Source organism: Actinotignum saccati, assembly GCF_051265055.1.
Classification (GTDB): Bacteria; Actinomycetota; Actinomycetes; order Actinomycetales; family Actinomycetaceae; genus Actinotignum.
Genome location: NZ_JBOZCC010000003.1, coordinates 31,658 through 49,186 on the forward strand (window position 1 = coordinate 31,658; position 17,529 = coordinate 49,186).

The following is a 17,529-nucleotide window of genomic DNA, read 5'->3' on the forward strand; positions in this document are numbered from 1 at the left end:
GTGGACGGGATAATCTCTATTGTACGCGGCGCGCCCGGCCTGTGCCGCATTCTGCCGCCAACGTGGAATACTGGTGAGGTGGTATCACAGTTCACAACATGGGAGGACGCCGCCGCGGCCCTGCGCGATACTTATGCGGGCGCGCGGGCGGATGAGACTCCGGCTTTACGATTTGTCACTCACGGGGTGCCGGTTACCGCCTGGCCCGGGCAGTCCACCCGGCGCGATAGCCGCGCCGTCGTTCATCTTGCGGCACCGGTGCTCACCGGCGCGGAGCTGCGTAAGTACGACGGCGCCGCCGCATCCGCGGCGTCCAGCACCCACGCGGGATCTCAGCCAGGCACGCAAGTAGGCACGGAGCCCGCCGCCGAAACCGGCACGCAACCCAGCACGCAATCCGACTCGGTGCTTTCCCGCAATGCGGCGGCGGTGCTGGAGCATTTCGGTATTGACCCGACCGGCCCGGATCTGATCGCGGTGTTGCGGGCCGCGGATGCGCTGCCGATTGGCGGGATTCGCCTGCTGGGCGGGCGGGCGCATATCCATTACGCGGTGGCGCTGCCGGTTCAAGCCGAGCAATTGACGGCCTGCGCGGCTTTGGTGGCGGCGCAGGCCCGCGCGATGAGCGGCGCGGATGCGCTTTCGGACGCTACCCGGAAGGGGGAGGCTGATGTCTAGGAAGTCGGAGCGCGAGACTTCTGATTCTCGTGATGTGACGACGGCGGCGGGCCTGTATGAGGTGCTGGTGGCTGATTATCATGCGCAGGCGCTGCCGGACGGGGTGCATTACCGTTTTGAGGTGGTGTGGCGTTCGGAGTCGGATAAGCAGGAGATGATCGCCAGTTACGCGAATGTTCCCGGCTTGGGAGATGTTCTGTATGTGGCGGCGTCGCTGGTGGAGTCGCCGACGGAGGCTCGTACTCGCGATATTTTGGAACGGATCGGCGAGTTTTTGGATGGCGATGCGGTGATGTCGGGTGGTCACCTCCAGTTGCGGATTTGTTTGCCGATGGCCGGGCTGACGATTGAGATGTTGCGGGCGCGCTTGCGTAATCTTGCCGGTGCTGCGACGTCTATTCGCCGGGATTTTGCCGACGACGACGAAACTGGCACATTGACCTTCGGCTACTGAGGTGCATCCCGGGCCGACCTGGGCGTACTTTAGCTGTGGGCCTTCACCTACCCGCCCGCGCTGAGCGGCACGCAGGCGATTTAGCGGCTCTGACCCGTGCGGCGCGGGCGGGCTCGTTTGGTGGGGCTGGCGGTGGCGCCGTTTTCTGGCCAGGGGTGGCGCGGGTAGCGCCCGCGCATTTCCGCCCTGACTTGGGCGTAGGGGCCGGCCCAGAAGCTTTCGAGGTCGTCGGTGATGGCGACGGGCCGGGCGGCAGGGGAGAGTAATTCGAGGGTGACGGGGATGCGCCCGCCGGCTAGGCGCGGCGTTTTGGCCCAGCCGAAGGCTTCTTGGACGCGGAGGCGAACGGTGGGCCGGCCGCCTTCATAGTGGATGGTGCGTTGTTCTCCGGTGGGGATGGTGAGGCTGGCGGGAGCGAGTTCGTCCAGGTGGGTGGCTTCCGGCCAGGGCAGGAGCCGTTCAATATTTCCGGCCCCGAGGCTTCCCCAGGTGCCGCCCCGCGCGAGGGCAGCGAGTTCAGGGCCGGCCAGCTCGTCGATGCGTTGGCGTAGTGCGGATTCTTCCATATCCGGCCAGGGTTCCCCTAGGACGGTGTGGAGGAAGGCGAGGCGTTCACGCAGGGCTTGGGCTCCGGCGGTGAATTCCAGCGGGAGGGTTCCGGAGCTGGCGGCGGTGCTCACCCACGCGGTGGCGGCGCCGCGCGGAAGGCGCTCTACAGCCCGGCCGGCGAGTTCGATGGCTCCTAGCCGGGTGGTTTCCCGGGCCCGCAGGCGGCCTTTCCGATAGTTGATTGCGGTGCCGGTGGTGATGAGGCCGCGGCCGGCTTCGCGGGCGAGTTCTTCATCGGCGGGTACGGCGGCGCGGATAAGTGCATCCGCTCTGCCTTGGCTGGCGCTCACTTCGGCTACGGCGAGCCAGGGCGTTCCGAGGAGCGGGGAGCCTTGCGGGAGTATCGCTCCGCTGCCGTTGGCCAGGAGGTAGCGCCCCGAGGTGCTATCCACCGCGCGGGCCAGCAAATCCGGGTACGCCCAGGCGGTTACGAGGGCGAGGGCATCGTCACTGCGGGCAGCGCGGCTGGGTTTCCCGGAGCCAGCTGGGCCGGTTTTACTCTTCTCACTGCCGGCTGCCGTGGCTTCGCCCAGGGCGCGGCGGGCTAGTTTTTCGAGGCGCTGGGCTTGCCGAGCCCAGGCCGGTGAGACCGCGGTGGGCCAGCGTGCCAGATCGGCCCCGGGGAGCCGGGGTGATTCCGCGAGCGCGGCAACGATCTGGGCGGCTGTGCTCGCCCCTAGCAGCGGGGTGGTTTCCAGCAGGCTACGCCCCAGACGGGTGCTGACCGGAAGCGGGGCGAGGGTGCGGGCCAGGTCTGTGACCTGCCAGGCACGCTCAGCGCCGGTACTCTCACCGGTGACGGCGCTCCCGTGCGTCTCAGTTCCGAGCATTCCACCATCGGCCGCATCAACCCCGGCGCCGTGTTCCGCCACCACGCAGCCGAGGGCGGTGAGGGTGCGCATGCCGGCCGCCACGGCCGGCTGCGGGGGCGGGTCCAGGAGGGCGAGCCCGCGACCTTCCGGAGCACCCCACACGGCTGCTTGCAATAGAAAATCGGTGAGATCCGCGGTGTAAATTTCCGGGGTAGACCGTTCGGCGAGGCGGGCCCAGGTAGCTTCGCTCATGACCCGATACACGGTTCCGGGGCCTAAACGCCCGGCGCGCCCGCCGCGTTGGATACCGGCGGCTTGGGATTCCAGTACCGTGACGAGCCCGCTGATGCCACTGGCGTAATCGGTACGGGGTTCCCGCGAGAGCCCACTATCGACCACGATCCGCACCCCGGGCACTGTGAGGGAGGATTCCGCGATCGCGGTGGTGACAATAATGCTGCGGGTTCCGGCAACTTCCCGGAGCGCGGCATCCTGCTGGGCACCGGTGAGGGAGCCGTGCAGGGGCGCCACCCGGGCGGGCAGATGCCCGAGCAGGCCAACCACGTGCTCCACTTCCCGCACCCCGGGCAGGAACACCAAAATATCGCCGAGCTCCACCTCCCTAAAAGCCCGTTCCACCACCCGGGCCACGTGCGCTAGGAATTCCCGGCGCACCCCGAGCGCACCGTCCCGCGAAATTGTGCCCAGGGGTTCTTCCCCGCGGCTAGGTGGTGCGTAGCGCAGGGTGAGGGGATGGAGCACGCCCGGAATATCCACGATCCGCGGGGCTTCCCCGGGCGCTGCGGCCCCCGCCTCCAGCACAGCCGCGGTGCGCTGGGATTCCACGGTGGCGGACATGGCCACCAGCAAAAGATCCGGGCGGAACGCCGCGCGGGCTTCCAGGGCGAGGGCGAGGGCCAGATCGGCATCGAGGTGGCGTTCGTGTACTTCGTCGAAAATGAGCGCGCCGATACCGCGCAATTCCGGGTCACTTTGCAGGCGACGCACCGCGATACCGGGGGTGATCATTTCGATGCGAGTTTCCCGGCTCACCTGGGAATCCCCGCGCACGCTATACCCGGCGGTGGCACCCACCGGTTCCCCAAACAGTTCGGCCAAGCGCCGCGCTGCGGCCCGCGCGGCCACCCGGCGCGGCTGAATCACGAGAACCCGCCCGAGCTGAGTACCGCCCGCATCGGTTCCTCCACACACGCCTTCCGCGAGCGCCCGGGCCACCAGCGGCGGAATGAGCGTGGTTTTCCCGGTTCCCGGCGGGGCGCTCACCACCGCGAGCGGCAGCGCGGCGCGCACCTCATCGAGGTGGGCTGCTACCGGCAGCGAGGGCGGGGCAGCAAGCAGGCGAGCGCAGGGATCCGAGGTCATGCTCCCATTCTCCCACGGGCCTCCGACACGATTTTCACCCCGCGCGCGAGGTTTCCGTCAGATAGGCCAGCACCGCTCGCACCCGGCGGTTTTCCTCCCCGGGCTGCATCCCCAGCTTGAGGAAAATATTTGCCACGTGTTTGGAGACGGTCGCTCCGGTGAGGTAGAGCTCGGCGGCAATTGCTGAATTGGCATATCCACGCGCCATGAGCTCCAGAATTTCACGTTCGCGGGAGGTGAGCTCGGTGAGAAGTGACGGCGTCGTCGCCATTAATTGGGCCGCAACATCCGGATCCACGACCACGCCACCCACCCCCACAATTTCCAGGGACCGCACGAAATCCGCCACCCGCGCCACGCGATCTTTGAGCAAATACCCCAGGCCACCAGGCGCGTCATCCTCGTTCCCGGAAGCGTGCGCTGCCGCGGCGCCGTTCCCGCCCGCGCTCGCACCCGCACCCGCGCTTAGCCCCGCCCCGCTCGACCCCGCCGCCGGGTGGAAAAGTTCGCGCGCGTAGGCCGGCGCTACGTATTGGGAAAGCACCATAATGCCCAGGGACGGGAATTCGCGACGCAGGTCCACGGCGGCGCGCAGACCGTCGTCGCTCATGGTGGGTGGCATGCGCACGTCGGTAATGACCAGGTCGGGGGCCTCCCCGCGAGCGGCGGCCGCGCGCACCGTCTCGCTCAGCTCCGGTGCAGTGGCGGCGGTGGCCACAATCGTGTGCCCGCGCCGCTCGAGCAGCCCGCACAGACCCTCGCGAAATAGCGCGGAATCATCAGCAACAACCAGACGCATCCGTCCCCTCCGTCCTTATATTTTCACTTAGCGGCGCCACCCCGGCCCCGCTCCCCCATTCTCCGCGGTGGAGCAGCAGCGGGATGCGCGCGCGAATTTCCGTGGGCCCGCCCACCGGGCTGGAAATGCGCAGGCTGCCGCCGAAAGCCGCGAGCCGCTCGCCGATCCCGCGCAGGCCACTGCCCGGGATGACCCCGCCCGGTCCGGTGTCGGTGATGCTGAGGTGGAGGTCGTCGTCGGCAATAAGCAGCACGGTCGCGGTGGCAGCGGGCGCGTGTTTGGCCACGTTCGTCAGCACTTCGGCCACCGTGAAATACGCTGCGGCGATCACGCCTTCGGGGATCTCGGGCAGCGGGCGCGGCACCCGCAGGGTGGCGGGCACCGGCGCGGAGACCACCAGGTCGCGCACCGCTGCCTCCAGCCCCAGGTCAGAGAGCACTTTCGGGTGGATTCCGGCCACGGTGCGCCGCAGCGAGGTGAGGGCGAGTTCCGCGCGGTCCTGCGCGGATGCCATGCGTTCGCGCGCGGCCGCCAGATCCGCCGAGCTCACCGCTCCGTTCGCGTCACCTTCCAGCAGAAACGCCGCCTCACCCACATCCATCGAGGTTGCGACCAGGTACTGCTGGGCGCCGTCGTGCAAATCGCGTTCGATGCGGCGCCGTTCAATTTCAAAAGCCGCGGCAATGGAGCGTTGCGCGTGCACCACGTCGCGATGATCGGATGGTCGCGCCATCCAGGTCGACGACGCCGGGGCCACGTCCGCGAGCGCCCTGCCGTTTCCGCGCCACACTATCCATGCGGCCCCGCCCAGGGCCAGCAGGCCGGCTAGCCCGATAATGATTGGAATCGGGCTGAATCCGCCGAGCAGGGAGAGCCCCGCCACCGCCACGAATACCAGGGCGATGGTGCCGAGTCCGCCCGCAAGCACCCCGCGCATCGTGGCGCGGCGGAGCTGCTCGGCCACCACGCGGGTGTTATCCATGTGCATGGCGCTCTGCGTTGTCATACCGCCATGGTAGCCGGGCACCGCCCGCCACCACGCGCAAATCCGGGAATGGTAGACCTAGCTCTACCATAAGTGTGGAGTACGAGCCCTGCCGCCGCCGGCCAATCGGAAGTTGACTAGAGTCATGAACACAGCACAGAACGTCGCCCCGGATCTGGTGGCGAATAATCTCACGAAGAATTTTGGGAACGTGGCGGCGCTGCGCCAGGTCTCGCTCCGTATCCCGGGCGGGCAGTCGGTGGCGATTATGGGGCCTTCCGGTTCGGGTAAGTCCACGCTGCTGCACTGCCTGGCCGGGATCATCGCGCCCACCACCGGCACGGTGCTACTGGGCAACGAGCCGATTTCAGATATGTCCGACGGGCAGCGTTCGAAAATGCGCCTAGAGAATTTCGGTTTTGTTTTCCAGGATGGTCAGCTGGTTCCCGAGCTTCCGGCCCGGGAAAATGTGGCGGTGCCGCTACTGCTCCAGGGCAAGCCCCGGCGGGAGGCGCTGGCCGCGGCCGATATGTGGCTGGCGCGCCTCGGGGTGGAACCCGAACGCCACCGCCGCCCGGGTGAAATGTCCGGCGGGCAGCTCCAGCGCGTGGCCATTGCGCGGGCTTTGGCGGGCCAGCCGGCGGTGGTTTTCGCTGATGAACCCACCGGCGCCCTCGATCAGGCCACCGGCCACGAGGTCACCCAGATCCTCACCACCGCCGCGAAAATGAGCGGGGCCACCCTCATTATTGTTACCCACGACCCGAATGTGGCCGCCTGGTGCGAACGCCTCGTGGAGATTCGCGACGGCGTTATTCACGCCGATTCGGCTAACGCTCCGGCGGCGGAACAGCCCAGCACGGCGCGCCCCGGCACGGCGCGCCCCAGCGCACCCCAACCCGGCACCACCACCGCGAACGGGGGCGAGCTGCAATGAAAGTCCTCTCCTTCGCGCCCCGCCTCACGCTGGCGCGACTGCGCGCCCGCACCGGTAACGCCTGGCTGGATATCCTCGCGGTCCTCAGTTTCACGCTGGCAGCCACCATGGCGCTCACCATCGCCGGCGGCATCTTCATGTTCTATAACTGGAATTTCCACCCGAGCCTGGCCATGGCCGCCCACCTCGAAGCCCTGAGCGAGACCATGGGCGCCGGCCTGACGGAAATGTACCTTGGCCTGGCACTTTTCGCCGGGGCGCTCCTAGTTATCCCCATTTCTTCCCTGGCTTCCGGAGCCGCGCGGCTGGGCGCGCAGGATCGTTCCCAGCGCCTGGCCTCCCTGCGCCTCGTTGGCACCACCCGCAGCCAGACGATTGCGATCTCGCTGTGCGAAACGGTGGTGCAGTGGTTGCTGGGCACCGCGCTGGGCACGGTGCTCTACCTGGTGACGCTGCCGGGCTGGCGCGCGCTGAGCTTCCTCGGGCTGCCGATTAACCCAAGCCAGATGCTGCTGCCGGTTCCCTTTATTGCCGCGGTTATTGCGCTGCTCTTCGTGGTGACCCTGGTATCGGCGCTCGGCGGGCTGATGCGGGTGTCGATTTCGCCCCTGGGGGTGGCGCGCCGCGAAACTCCGCGTGCGCTGCGGGCCTGGCGCCTGGGGGTGCTCGTCGTCGCCGGAATTATGTATGTAGTGGTGGCGAATGCGCGTGGCGGTTCCACGCCCATCGTGCAAATCGTCATGATGGCGGGCGTGCTGCTGGTCTTCCTTTTCGCGCTTTCGGTGGCGGCTTCCTTTATTATTCAGGCGCTGGCCTATCCGCTCACACGTTCGCGCCGCGCGTCGCTGCTCATGGCGGCGCGGCGGATTCTCAACGATCCACGCGCGGTGTGGCGCAGTGTCTCCACGCTCGCGTTGCTGTGTTTCATCGGCGGCTACACCTCCACGCTTCCCGAGCGCAGCGGTTCGGATTCCGTGGCGATTCGCTTGGTCTCCGCCGATATTGGTACGGGCGTGATGGTCACCCTCGGTTTCGGTTTCGCGGTGGTGGCGCTCTCCAGCCTCACGAATCACGCCTCCCTCGTTTTTGAATCGGCGCAGCAGACGCAGTCCTTGCGTTTCCTCGGTTTCCCCACCGCGGTTTTCACGCGGATTCGGATCCTGCAAACTTTTATTCCCCTGGTAGTAACGACGGCGCTGACCACCGCGCTCGGGGTTGGTATGTCTCTTATGACGAATTACTCGTGGGGTGCCCGCTTGGATACCGCTGCTTTCACGAAACTCGGGATCATTACGGTTATTGGTTTGGCCATGTGCCTGGTGAGCATTCTGGTGGTCACACCGCTGGAAACTCGGGTGGTGCTGGCGCGCGGGCGCGCCAATGATTAGGGCGCTGGCAGGTGAATGACGCGGGCAGGTGGGTGAATCAAAAGAGGCCAGAACGCGAATAATTGAGAAACAATTCAGGAATCAAGCGTGGACGCCCCGGGTATAAAGACCCGCTGGTAGCCCGGGCTCGGTGGCAGAATGGATGATGTTCCGGTCACAATTCTCAGTGCGGAGGGCTCGCTTCGCGGGAAGGAAATTCCGATGTCAGAAATTCGTGCGGCTCAGCAGGAAACGCCGGCGGATGCGCCCCGCCCGCGCTGTCTCGTAGCTTTCTTCTCGCGTGCCGGCCTGAATTTCTGGGACGGGGAGGTGCGTAACCTCGAGATTGGAAACACCAAGGTGCTGGCGGAAAAAATCGCGGCGCGCCTGGGTGCGGATACTTTTGAGATTGTCCCCGCGCATCCCTATCCCGCGGATCCGAATGAGACGCACGCCCAATCCACCCGCGAACTTGCGGAGGGCATTTACCCGGAGCTTGCGGCCCCGGCGCCCAGCGCGAGTGGGTACGACGTCGTGCTTGTCGGTTTCCCCGTCTGGTGCGAGCAGGTCCCCCCGGTGGTGCAGACCTACCTGAAGTCCGCCGGGCTCACGGACCAGCTGGTGCTGCCGTTCACCACCTGGTCTGGCTCGCCGAAGGTGGAAATCGAATCGACGTTCACGAACCTGGCCCCGGAGGCAACCACCGGCGTGCCCTTCTCCGTGCGCGGTGAGAATATCCACGAGGCAGCCACGGATAGCGCGCTGGAGGAATGGCTGGCCTCCGCGAATTTGATTTAGCGGATCCCGAGTTCGCAACCCTCCTCAAGTCCATCAAGGAACAGCCCTTACTCCGAATTCTGAGCTTTTTCACGCGGTGAACATACCCCAAGGCATAGCAAGTCGCGAGGATAATCACCGGAAACCCGCCCTATAGCAAATCCGCGCGTAGCTGCGCCGCGTTGGCCGGATGGAGCAAAGCCGGCGGAACATCGAAGAGGGTAACCGCCCCGCGTTGCCCGCGCGCATGCATCCGCGCCACCGCGCGGGCGCAGGCCACCAGCACCGAACCGGTGAATTCCGGATTGGAATCCAGCGCGAGGTTGAAATGCAGTGCGTGCGAGGTCCCCGGGGAGGTAGTCCCGTGGCGGATCACGTCACCGCCGTGCGCCATCCCGATGTGCTCCGCGGCGAACTCCTCCTCGGAAATCACATGGACCTCGGTTTCGTACTCGGCAAAGTAATTCGGCATCGTCACAATGGCCTGGCGCACCGCCTCCGGATCCGCCCCGCTCTCCAAGACCACGTATACGATCCGGCGGTGCTTATCGCCCGCGCTGAGCTGGCCTTCCGTTTGCCCGGCCAGGGCCGCGGCCCGCACCTGCTCCTTGGGAACGGTGTACTGCACCGCGTTTTTCACGCCCGGCACCCGCCGCACCGCATCCGAATGCCCCTGGGACAGCCCCGGCCCCCAGAAAGTTTCCGAGTGCCCCGCCGGCAAAACCGCCTCGGCCAGCAGCCGCTGAAGCGAAAACAGGCCCGGGTCCCAGCCAGCGGAAATGAGAGCAAGGGTGCCGGCCGCGCGGGCGGCGTCGTCGACCTGTTCGAAATGCGCAGGAATCCGCGCGTGTGTATCAAAAGAATCCACCACGTTAAAACCGGAGGCGACCAGCGGCGTTTGCGTATCGAGGTCCGATTTCGAGCCGCCGCAATTGATAACGACGTCGATTTTGCCGGTCCAGCGGGCGCGCAGCTGCGGATCGGTGAGTTCGGCGGCGGGGAAGGCCGGGCCGGAGGCGGTCATAACGCCTTCGCGGCGGGTGAAGACCCCCACCAGCTCCAGGTCGGGGGCGAGGCTGAGGGCCTGTTCCACCCCGCGGCCCAGGTTGCCGTAGCCGTTAATCGCGATGCGCGCGTGTGTCATGCCTGTGGTTCTTTCTCGAGTTCGTCATCTGTATGTCCGGCGGACATAGCAAGAATAGTGTGGCGGGCAATCCGGCACACGTCCTCGAGCGACGCGCCGGTTTCCACCTGGCGAAATGCGTCGGAAATGAGGGCGCGGCTGAATGAGGTCCAAATATCGGGATGCGCGATGCCGGTATCTTTCCAGCACATTTTGAGGGCGTCAGTGAAGAAAGTGTGGGCTTTATCCACGCCCATTTTGGTATGCGCCGTGGCCTTTTCCGAACCTTTCCCGCGTGCCGCACGCATGAGGCCCATGAGCCATTTATGCGAGTCGCGCTGGCCGGACTGGCGGATGCAGGCCACCACCAGCTGCGCGAGACGCTCGCGCGGTTCGGCATTCATATCCACCTGGCCCATCACCTTGGCACGCCACTTGGGCACATTCCGTTCGAGCACCAGCAAGCGCAGGTCTTCAACCGACCCGACATAGCGGTAAATGGAGTTGCGCGCGATACCCGCAGCCGCAGCCACCGCCCCGGCCGAGAGCGGTTTGCCCGGCTCGTCTTTGAGAATCTTTTCCGCCGCATCCACGAGCCGGGCTATCATCATTTCCCGATGCTCGCGGACCGTTGGTGCAGAAATCTTTGGCATATCTCCTCCCAGCATCGCCCCCTATTGTTGCGGACTCAATCGATGAGCGCAACGGTTTAAACACGCCCGGGTTTGCCCGCCCGCAGCGTTCGCGCCCTCGCCGCCAGCCTGAATGTACCGCACGCCCGCACACGCCCACCGGCTCGATGCGAAATCCGGCGCGAGGCGCTACACTTTGTCGGTACTGCTGAGGTGACCGAGAGAGGCGATCCGGCGTGGCTGATAACAACGCGCGTAACTCCATCCCTACTACAGAAACCCCTTCCCCTTCCCCCCATATCCCCTCATTGCAGAGCATCGGATTTGATCGGGAAAAATACATTAAGCTCCAGTCCCAGAAAATTCGGGAGCGCCGCGAAAAGATCGGCGGGAAGCTCTACCTGGAGATGGGCGGGAAGCTTTTCGATGATTTCCACGCCTCGCGCGTGCTGCCCGGTTTCACCCCGGATAACAAAATTGCGATGCTGGCCGAATTGAAGGATGAGCTGGAGATTGTGGTTGCCGCGAACGCGCGCGATCTCAAGGCGAAGCACCGCGCTGACCTGGGCATTTCTTATGAGGATGAGGTGCTGCGCCTCGTGGATGTGTTCCGCGAAGCCGGTTTCATGGTCAATTCCGTGGTGCTCACCCAGTACGAGGAAGATAACCACGAGGCGCGCGATTTCCGCCGCCGTCTTATTAAATTGGGTCTCAATGTGGCGCGCCATCGCCGCATCCCGGGCTACCCCTCCAATACCGCGCTCATCGTTTCCGAGGACGGTTTCGGGAAGAACGAATACGTGGAAACGCAGCGCGATCTTATTGTAGTGACGGCGCCCGGCCCGGGTTCCGGCAAGCTCGCCACCTGCCTCTCGCAGCTGTACCACGATCACCAGCGTTCCATCACCTCCAATTACGCGAAGTTTGAGACTTTCCCGGTGTGGAATATTCCGCTGGATCACCCGGTCAACCTTGCTTACGAAGCGGCAACGGCCGATCTGGACGACGTCAATATGATCGACCCCTTCCACCTGGTCGCCTACGGCGTGCAAACGATTAATTACAATCGCGACGTCGAGGTGTTCCCGCTGCTCAGCCTGCTGCTGCGCGAACTTTCCGGGGAAACGCCGTACAAATCCCCCACGGATATGGGCGTTAACATGGTGGGATATTGTATTTCCGACGACGACGTTTGCCGCGAAGCCGCCCGCCAGGAAGTTATTCGCCGGTATTACCGTGCGCTTGTTGATGAGAAGCGCAGCGAATCTGAGCCGGTATGTTCCGAACGCATCGCCCTCATTATGGCCAAGCTCGGGGTGACCGGCACCGACCGGCCGGTGGTGCCTCCGGCGCTGCGCAAGGCCGAGGCCACGGGCGGGCCGGCCGCCGCGCTCCAGCTGCCCGATGGCAGAATCGTGACCGGGAAAACTTCGGAGCTGCTGGGTTGTTCCGCCGCTGTTTTGCTTAATGCTCTCAAGGTGCTGGCCGGGATTGATGATTCGGTCAAGCTGCTGGCCCCGGAGGCTATTACCCCGATCCAGACCCTCAAGACGGAGCACCTGGGTTCGCGTAATCCGCGCCTGCATACCGATGAAGTGCTTATCGCGCTCTCGGTTTCGGCGGCCTCGGATCCCACCGCGGCGGCGGCGCTGAGCAAGCTGAAGGATCTGCAGAATTGCGATGTGCATACCACAACGATCCTCGGCTCCGTGGACGATGGTATTTTCCGTTCCCTGGGCGTGAATGTCACCAGCGAACCGCATTATCAGCGTAAAACGCTGTATCGGAAGTAGCCGAAAGGGCAAGCAGGTTTACGTGGCGGGGCGGGCTACCCGGGTGCTTGTATTCCCGGGTAGCCTGGCGAGCCGCTGAGGATAAGGCGCGGCGGCGCTAGCTGCGGTAATGCACCGTGAAGCTGGCGCCGTCACCCATATCTACCAGGTCCCCATCTTCCAGGCCGACCGCGTGATCGGCTTCGATCCGGCGCAGCGGGCCGTCCCCGTGCTTGAGGTAGGTGCCGTTATTGGAATGGCAATCCCGCAAGAATGCTCCGCTGGCCTCTACCAGAACCTCGCAGTGGGTGCGGGAGATTTCCTGGCGCGGGGAGGGCACCGGGAGAAGTTGGGTGGCTGCCGGATCGGAGCCCGCGGCCGCGGCATCGAGGAGTGGGCGGCGGCCCATAATAATATTTTTGACAGCCGGGCTCACCCCGCCCAGCAGCACCGTCTCCCCGAAGGAGAAACGTAATTCGACCGCCGGGAGCGGGGCGGGAATGCCGGAGGAAGGATAGGGTTCGGTGGTGTGCACCGGGTAGGCTTCGGTAGCCGCGGCGTAGCTGGGCACCGGGGCGCTCTCCGCCACCGGAGCTGCTGGCGCCGCTGAAGGCGCCGGTGCCGCCGGCGGAAGGGGCGGTGCCGGAGGTTCCGGAACCGCCGGACGGGCAGCCGAAGCTTCTGGGCGATCAGCGGGCAGGGCTGCCGGAGCCACCGGTTGCTCGGCGGACACCGCGAGCGCGGGAGCCGCAGGCCGGCTAACCGCAGCCGCCGGCCGGCCGCTGAGAACCGGGCTGAGGCTAATGCGAGCGCCGCCGGCGCGGGCCATACCCCGCTCCAAAGGAAGGGCCGGGCCAGATGCGGTAGCTGCGCCGTCGTTCCCACCGAATGCCGCGCTTTCCGCACCCACAGCACCTACAGCACCCGCAGCGCCAACGTTCCCCACAGTGACCGTGGTGTCCTGGGTGGTGGCGGCTTCTTGCCAGGTGAGGGCGTTACTGCCGTCCGCGACCGCGCGGCCGGTGACGTCGCGAACAATGAGACCGTGCGCGGCCACCCGCAGCAACGGGCCGTCGGCGTAGAACAGCGCAAAATCCGCGCCCAGCGCGGACCACAAATGCGTAAGAAGAGTGGGGAAATCGTGACCGGCGCGTACCGTTTCCCACACCGCGGCCGGATCGGCAGGTAGGGCGGGCGTGAAGACCGCCAGGCCGGGCACGCAGGCCAGCAGCCCATCACCGGGATAAGAATAGGACGGCATGGCTCCTCCTCGACCTGGTTCCATGAGTCACATCTCTGCTTGCAAGGATACCGCGCCCGGCGAGCGGCCTGCGCCACTTTCTGCCAGAATAGAGGTATGTCGCTCATGAATTGGGCCCTCGAGGTCGCCACCGCTCATCCCGAACTCGCCGGCGCGCTGGTCAATGCCGACGGGCCCTGGCTGGATGTCCTGCTCCCGGACGGACGCACCTTCCGTTTCCGTCCCTTTGAGATGATCGATCCGGATGCTCCCGAAAACCGCCGGCGCGCACTTCTCAACCGCCTCATTACTATCGGCGTATCCGGGGCCACCACCCCGCACGTCACCGAAGGTGCGGCCGGGTCCGCCCAGCCGGGAGCGGCGTCGTCGCCCCGAAACGGTGCGGCAACCGGAACCGGTGCGGCCGCGGGAAGCAGCGCGCCCGAGATGCCCGGCACCCCTCCGGGCCGCGGCCAAAAGAACCTGTCCTGGCGGGAAATCTTCGCGCAATTCTTCGGGACCATGGATCCGAGCGACCCGGGGTTCCCGCACCACGATCCCGCGCTCGATGAGCTCGCGGAGGAGCAGGACGATGCCGAGGGGGCGATTATGCCGATTGTGCGCGCCGCGGATTATTTCACGCGTGTCAACCGGCGTGAAGATGATTCCTTTATCTACCTGCCGCTCACGGATTTCGTGGGCGTGGGGCTGGCGCGCGATACCCCGGATAACATCATTCCGCTGTATTTCTCGGACCTGGATTTGATTCCGGGAACGGATGATGTGGGGCCGCTGTTCGGGCACGCCGTGGAATCGCTGCGCGGCCTGAATGCGCAATCGGGCTACGCGGCCCTGGAGCTGGTGGTCATGATGTACGCGGGCGCGCGGGTGCTGGCTTTCACCGAGCCGAATAATTACCAGAGTTCGTGGTTCGCGGATGTGGATCTGGTCCAGCAGGTGGCGTACTCCATCAGCAAGCAATATAACGGCGCGCTGCCGCTTTTCGTGCCGGCTTCGCGCTCGCGCCTGTTTGTGGTGCTGGCTGATGATCCGGAGCTTCCCGCGCTCTTCAACCGTTTGCTCCAGGATTACGATATCGACGACGCTATCTACCCGCTCCCCCACACCGTGGCCGCGGACGGCTGGATGGAATGGATTCCTATGCCGGATCACCCGGCCTACGCGCCGCTGGCGAATCTGCGGGCCACCTTCCGCGGGCGCATGTACGATCACCAGCAGGAATTCCTCTCGCGCTGGCCGGAGAAAATGGGCCACGTGGCGCTCTACGAAGTGCATGACCTGGACGAAGGCGCCGTGAGCCTCACGCAGTGGCGCCGCTCGGATCACTACGGATCCATCCCGGCGGTCGCGGATTTCATTAACTATCTTGACGATGCCGATCCGGAAGCCGCCAATATCACCATTCGCCTGGACGTGGCCCGCGATGTGTGGCCCGAAGGCTTCCAGCCGCTCGAAAATGTGTGGCCGCCGCGCTACGAGGTGTCCGGATTCCCCGATCCGGAAACCTTCCAGAAGCTGAGCGAGGCGGCGCACCGCGCGTTCTAGGCGCGGGCGCGGGCGCGGGCGCGCGCTCAGGGTGCCGGACCGCACCGGGCCGTTTCCGTGCGCGCGGGAACGTGCGTCACACTGAACGCGCCGCGCTTTACGCGCCGCCCGCTACGCGCGGGACGCTTACGCCCGCCCCCACTGCCCGCGGTAGAAACGCCCGAGCGTTTCTTCTTTGCAGGCCGCGTAATCGCCGGATTCGATAGCCGCGCGGATGGTGTCCACGAGGTGCACGGTGAAGTACTCGTTGTGGATGGTGGCGAGCGTGGCCGCCAGCGCCTCCTTCGCCTTGAAAAGGTGATTGAGGTAGGCGCGCGAATAGTTCTGGCAGGTGTAGCACTCGCAATCGGGCACCAGCGGCCCGAAATCGGTGCGGAACTGGGCGCGGGTCACGTTGAAACGCCCGTCCGGGGAGTAAATCGCGGCGTTGCGCGCCACCCGTGAGGGATTGACGCAATCGAAAGTATCCGCGCCGGCTTCAATAGCGGCAAAGAAATCATCCGGTTCGGAAATCCCGAGGAGGTGGCGGGCTTTCGTTTCGGGCAGCTCCTCGCTCACCCAGGCGCAGATGGTCCCGAGCTTCTCCTTTTCCAGCGCCCCGCCGATCCCGAAACCGTCAAATTCCTGCCCGTCCACGCACATGGAGCCGAGGTCACGCGCGGCTTTCCGGCGCAGGTCCTCGTATTGCGCGCCCTGGATCACGCCGAAGAGCTGCTGGTAGGGCTTGCCGGCGCGCTCGATGGTGAGGCGGCGGTGTTCGGCTAGGCACCGCTCGGCCCAGCGGCGGGTGCGCTCCAGGCTTTTCTCCTGGTAGGCCCGGGAATTGAGGAGGGTGGTGAGCTCGTCGAAAGCGAACATAATATCGGCGCCGAGCTGGTGCTGAATCCCCATGGACACCTCCGGGGTGAACCGGTGGCGCGAGCCGTTGAGGTGGGAACGGAACCATACGCCGTCGTCGTCCACATTCGCGAGGCGCTCTTTATCGCGCGCGAGTTCAGTATCCGCACGCCCGGCGTTTTTCCCGGCGTACTCGTTGCTGAGTACTTTTTTGAATCCGGAGCCGAGCGAGAGCACCTGGAACCCGCCCGAATCCGTGTAGGTGGGCCCGTTCCAGTTCATGAAAGCGGATAAGCCGCCGGCGGCGTCCAGGATCTCCGGGCCGGGTTGCAGGTAGAGGTGGTAGGCGTTCGCGAGCACGGCCTGCGCGCCGATACCGCGCACCTGCTCGGGCGTGAGCGTTTTGACGGTCGCTTTCGTGCCGACGGGAATGAACGCCGGGGTCGCGATATCGCCGTGCGGGGTGTGAATCACGCCGGTGCGTCCCAGCGGCCGCCCGGTGAGGTCCCCCACGCGCGCGTCCAGGCGCGTCCCGATCGTAAATCCTGTTGTCACGCTCTCACCTTTCTATTGCGGTGCGGTTCTTGTGTGCGGCACGCGCGTGTGCCCGGGCGCCGTGCCGCGCGCTCGCGTTGTTTTTAGTACGACGACGACGCCACCGGCCCGCTGCCTATCGTAAGCCTTCGTGGCGTTTGACCACACCAACCACGGCGTAGGTCAGCGGTAGGAATACCACTTCGATGCCGACTTTATAGAGCCAGCCCACCAGGGAGAGGTTGACGATGGACCAGAATTCGACATTGCCGGCCGCGATATCCGCACCCCAGGCCACGAAGCAGAAAATGATGGTGTCCAGCAATTCGCCCACGATAGTGGAGGAAATGAGGCGCACCCACAGGGCGCGTTCCCCGAAGCGACGCTTGATCCAGACCAGCACGTAGGAGTTGGAGAGCTGGCCGAAGAGGAATCCGAAAACGGAAGCCGCTACGAAGCGCGGCACCACGCCGAGCACCGCTTCGAACGCTTCCTGGTTGGCGTAATCCGGGGCGGGCGGGGCGATCTGCACCAGCCAGAAACAGCAGGAGGCCAGGATCTGCACCCCGAAAGCGAGGATGATCGTGCGGGAGGCGACTTTGAAACCGTAGACCTCCGAAAGAAGGTCACCGATGATGTAGGTGAGCGGGAAGAGCATCGCGCCGCCGTCGAAATAAAGATCAAGACCGCCGATATTCAGGGTGATGAGCTTCGTGGCACCGATATTGGAAATGAGGAGGAAGGAGACGAAGAAAACCGCCACGTACACGAAGAGGTGGGAACGGGCGACGTCGGCGAAGCGGGCGGCGGTGCCCGGGGTGGTGCCCGGGGTAGTGCCCGGGGTGACGTTATTCGGGGTGACCAGGCCGTCCGCGAGCGCGGGGGCAGGAGTGGTGGGGTGTGAATCAGGATGCGTGCTGGCGCCGTGCGGCGCGGTGGACTGCGAGCTCATCGTGACCTTTCCATGCGTATTGAGAAAATATGGTTATGGTGTCCGGCTCTGCCACCGCACGGACGGTCATGA

Annotated in this window: 15 protein-coding genes; 7 read left to right on the plus strand and 8 right to left on the minus strand. The window is 65.3% G+C overall.

Features of this window, described 5'->3' with window-relative positions; all coding sequences use genetic code 11:
• Positions 1 to 78 precede the first annotated feature (78 nt).
• Both ACRQEC_RS02960 and ACRQEC_RS02965 read left to right on the plus strand, forming a co-directional pair.
• Complete coding sequence (locus ACRQEC_RS02960) at positions 79 to 678, plus strand: hypothetical protein (RefSeq protein WP_284889955.1); 600 nt, start codon at positions 79 to 81, stop codon at positions 676 to 678.
• Positions 671 to 1,132, plus strand: a complete 462-nt coding sequence (locus ACRQEC_RS02965) for a hypothetical protein (RefSeq protein WP_284889954.1) — start codon at positions 671 to 673, stop codon at positions 1,130 to 1,132. The genes ACRQEC_RS02960 and ACRQEC_RS02965 overlap by 8 nt, the downstream gene beginning before the upstream one ends.
• A gap of 80 nt (positions 1,133 to 1,212) precedes the next feature.
• On the opposite strand, the gene ACRQEC_RS02970 is transcribed toward ACRQEC_RS02965, so the two are convergent.
• Genes ACRQEC_RS02970 through ACRQEC_RS02980 form a run of 3 tightly spaced genes read right to left on the minus strand, consistent with a single transcriptional unit; the run spans position 1,213 to position 5,741 of the window.
• Positions 1,213 to 3,936, minus strand: a complete 2,724-nt coding sequence (locus ACRQEC_RS02970; protein WP_284889953.1) for an ATP-dependent RNA helicase — start codon at positions 3,934 to 3,936, stop codon at positions 1,213 to 1,215.
• Positions 3,937 to 3,970: 34 nt separating this feature from the next.
• Entirely contained in the window at positions 3,971 to 4,735 is a 765-nt protein-coding gene (locus ACRQEC_RS02975; protein ID WP_284889952.1) for a LuxR C-terminal-related transcriptional regulator, read from the minus strand.
• Positions 4,716 to 5,741: a sensor histidine kinase gene (locus ACRQEC_RS02980; RefSeq protein WP_284889951.1), complete on the minus strand. Its 1,026-nt coding sequence runs from the start codon at positions 5,739 to 5,741 to the stop codon at positions 4,716 to 4,718. Before ACRQEC_RS02980 ends, ACRQEC_RS02975 begins: the two co-directional genes overlap by 20 nt.
• A gap of 124 nt (positions 5,742 to 5,865) precedes the next feature.
• On the opposite strand from ACRQEC_RS02980, the gene ACRQEC_RS02985 reads away from it, so the two are divergent.
• From ACRQEC_RS02985 to ACRQEC_RS02995, 3 genes are all read left to right on the plus strand, one after another.
• Positions 5,866 to 6,657, plus strand: a complete 792-nt coding sequence (locus tag ACRQEC_RS02985; protein ID WP_284889950.1) for an ABC transporter ATP-binding protein — start codon at positions 5,866 to 5,868, stop codon at positions 6,655 to 6,657.
• Positions 6,654 to 8,045: an ABC transporter permease family protein gene (locus tag ACRQEC_RS02990; protein ID WP_284889949.1), complete on the plus strand. Its 1,392-nt coding sequence runs from the start codon at positions 6,654 to 6,656 to the stop codon at positions 8,043 to 8,045. Before ACRQEC_RS02985 ends, ACRQEC_RS02990 begins: the two co-directional genes overlap by 4 nt.
• Positions 8,046 to 8,246: 201 nt before the next feature.
• A complete protein-coding gene (locus ACRQEC_RS02995; protein ID WP_180948678.1) occupies positions 8,247 to 8,822 on the plus strand; it encodes a flavodoxin in 576 nt (191 codons plus the stop codon).
• A 130-nt stretch (positions 8,823 to 8,952) separates the two neighbouring features.
• On the opposite strand, the gene ACRQEC_RS03000 is transcribed toward ACRQEC_RS02995, so the two are convergent.
• Together ACRQEC_RS03000 and ACRQEC_RS03005 are read right to left on the minus strand one after the other, a co-directional pair.
• Positions 8,953 to 9,945, minus strand: coding sequence for a diaminopimelate dehydrogenase (locus ACRQEC_RS03000; RefSeq protein WP_284889948.1), 993 nt, complete (start codon positions 9,943 to 9,945; stop codon positions 8,953 to 8,955).
• Positions 9,942 to 10,577 carry a hypothetical protein gene (locus ACRQEC_RS03005; RefSeq protein WP_026429228.1) on the minus strand — a complete coding sequence of 212 codons (636 nt, stop codon included), beginning with the start codon at positions 10,575 to 10,577 and terminating at the stop codon, positions 9,942 to 9,944. Before ACRQEC_RS03005 ends, ACRQEC_RS03000 begins: the two co-directional genes overlap by 4 nt.
• A 287-nt stretch (positions 10,578 to 10,864) precedes the next feature.
• Here ACRQEC_RS03005 and ACRQEC_RS03010 point away from each other — a divergent pair, with 287 nt between their 5' ends.
• Entirely contained in the window at positions 10,865 to 12,349 is a 1,485-nt protein-coding gene (locus ACRQEC_RS03010) for a DUF1846 domain-containing protein (protein ID WP_284889983.1), read from the plus strand.
• 97 nt (positions 12,350 to 12,446) lie between these two features.
• Here ACRQEC_RS03010 and ACRQEC_RS03015 read toward each other — a convergent pair whose 3' ends face one another.
• Positions 12,447 to 13,589 carry an FHA domain-containing protein gene (locus ACRQEC_RS03015; RefSeq protein ID WP_284889946.1) on the minus strand — a complete coding sequence of 381 codons (1,143 nt, stop codon included), beginning with the start codon at positions 13,587 to 13,589 and terminating at the stop codon, positions 12,447 to 12,449.
• A 96-nt stretch (positions 13,590 to 13,685) separates the two neighbouring features.
• On the opposite strand from ACRQEC_RS03015, the gene ACRQEC_RS03020 reads away from it, so the two are divergent.
• Positions 13,686 to 15,134, plus strand: coding sequence for a hypothetical protein (locus ACRQEC_RS03020; RefSeq protein WP_284889944.1), 1,449 nt, complete (start codon positions 13,686 to 13,688; stop codon positions 15,132 to 15,134).
• A gap of 126 nt (positions 15,135 to 15,260) precedes the next feature.
• Here the strand turns inward: ACRQEC_RS03020 and tgt are convergent, their stop codons facing one another.
• A complete protein-coding gene (tgt, locus tag ACRQEC_RS03025; protein ID WP_284889982.1) occupies positions 15,261 to 16,496 on the minus strand; it encodes a tRNA guanosine(34) transglycosylase Tgt in 1,236 nt (411 codons plus the stop codon).
• A 145-nt stretch (positions 16,497 to 16,641) separates the two neighbouring features.
• The gene (locus ACRQEC_RS03030; RefSeq protein WP_284889942.1) at positions 16,642 to 17,457 is read right to left on the minus strand and encodes a queuosine precursor transporter; all 816 of its coding nucleotides are present in this window, start codon (positions 17,455 to 17,457) and stop codon (positions 16,642 to 16,644) included.
• Positions 17,458 to 17,529: the final 72 nt, after the last annotated feature.

Coding starts and splice junctions, on each gene's coding strand:
- ACRQEC_RS02990 (WP_284889949.1), top strand. CDS start 6,654: ATGAAAGTCCTCTCCTTCGCGCCCCGCCTCACGCTGGCGCGACTGCGC.
- ACRQEC_RS02985 (WP_284889950.1), top strand. CDS start 5,866: ATGAACACAGCACAGAACGTCGCCCCGGATCTGGTGGCGAATAATCTC.
- ACRQEC_RS02995 (WP_180948678.1), top strand. CDS start 8,247: ATGTCAGAAATTCGTGCGGCTCAGCAGGAAACGCCGGCGGATGCGCCC.
- ACRQEC_RS03020 (WP_284889944.1), top strand. CDS start 13,686: ATGTCGCTCATGAATTGGGCCCTCGAGGTCGCCACCGCTCATCCCGAA.
- ACRQEC_RS02970 (WP_284889953.1), bottom strand. CDS start 3,936: ATGACCTCGGATCCCTGCGCTCGCCTGCTTGCTGCCCCGCCCTCGCTG.
- ACRQEC_RS03005 (WP_026429228.1), bottom strand. CDS start 10,577: ATGCCAAAGATTTCTGCACCAACGGTCCGCGAGCATCGGGAAATGATG.
- ACRQEC_RS03030 (WP_284889942.1), bottom strand. CDS start 17,457: ATGAGCTCGCAGTCCACCGCGCCGCACGGCGCCAGCACGCATCCTGAT.
- ACRQEC_RS02965 (WP_284889954.1), top strand. CDS start 671: ATGTCTAGGAAGTCGGAGCGCGAGACTTCTGATTCTCGTGATGTGACG.
- ACRQEC_RS03000 (WP_284889948.1), bottom strand. CDS start 9,945: ATGACACACGCGCGCATCGCGATTAACGGCTACGGCAACCTGGGCCGC.
- ACRQEC_RS03015 (WP_284889946.1), bottom strand. CDS start 13,589: ATGCCGTCCTATTCTTATCCCGGTGATGGGCTGCTGGCCTGCGTGCCC.
- ACRQEC_RS02975 (WP_284889952.1), bottom strand. CDS start 4,735: ATGCGTCTGGTTGTTGCTGATGATTCCGCGCTATTTCGCGAGGGTCTG.
- ACRQEC_RS02980 (WP_284889951.1), bottom strand. CDS start 5,741: ATGACAACGCAGAGCGCCATGCACATGGATAACACCCGCGTGGTGGCC.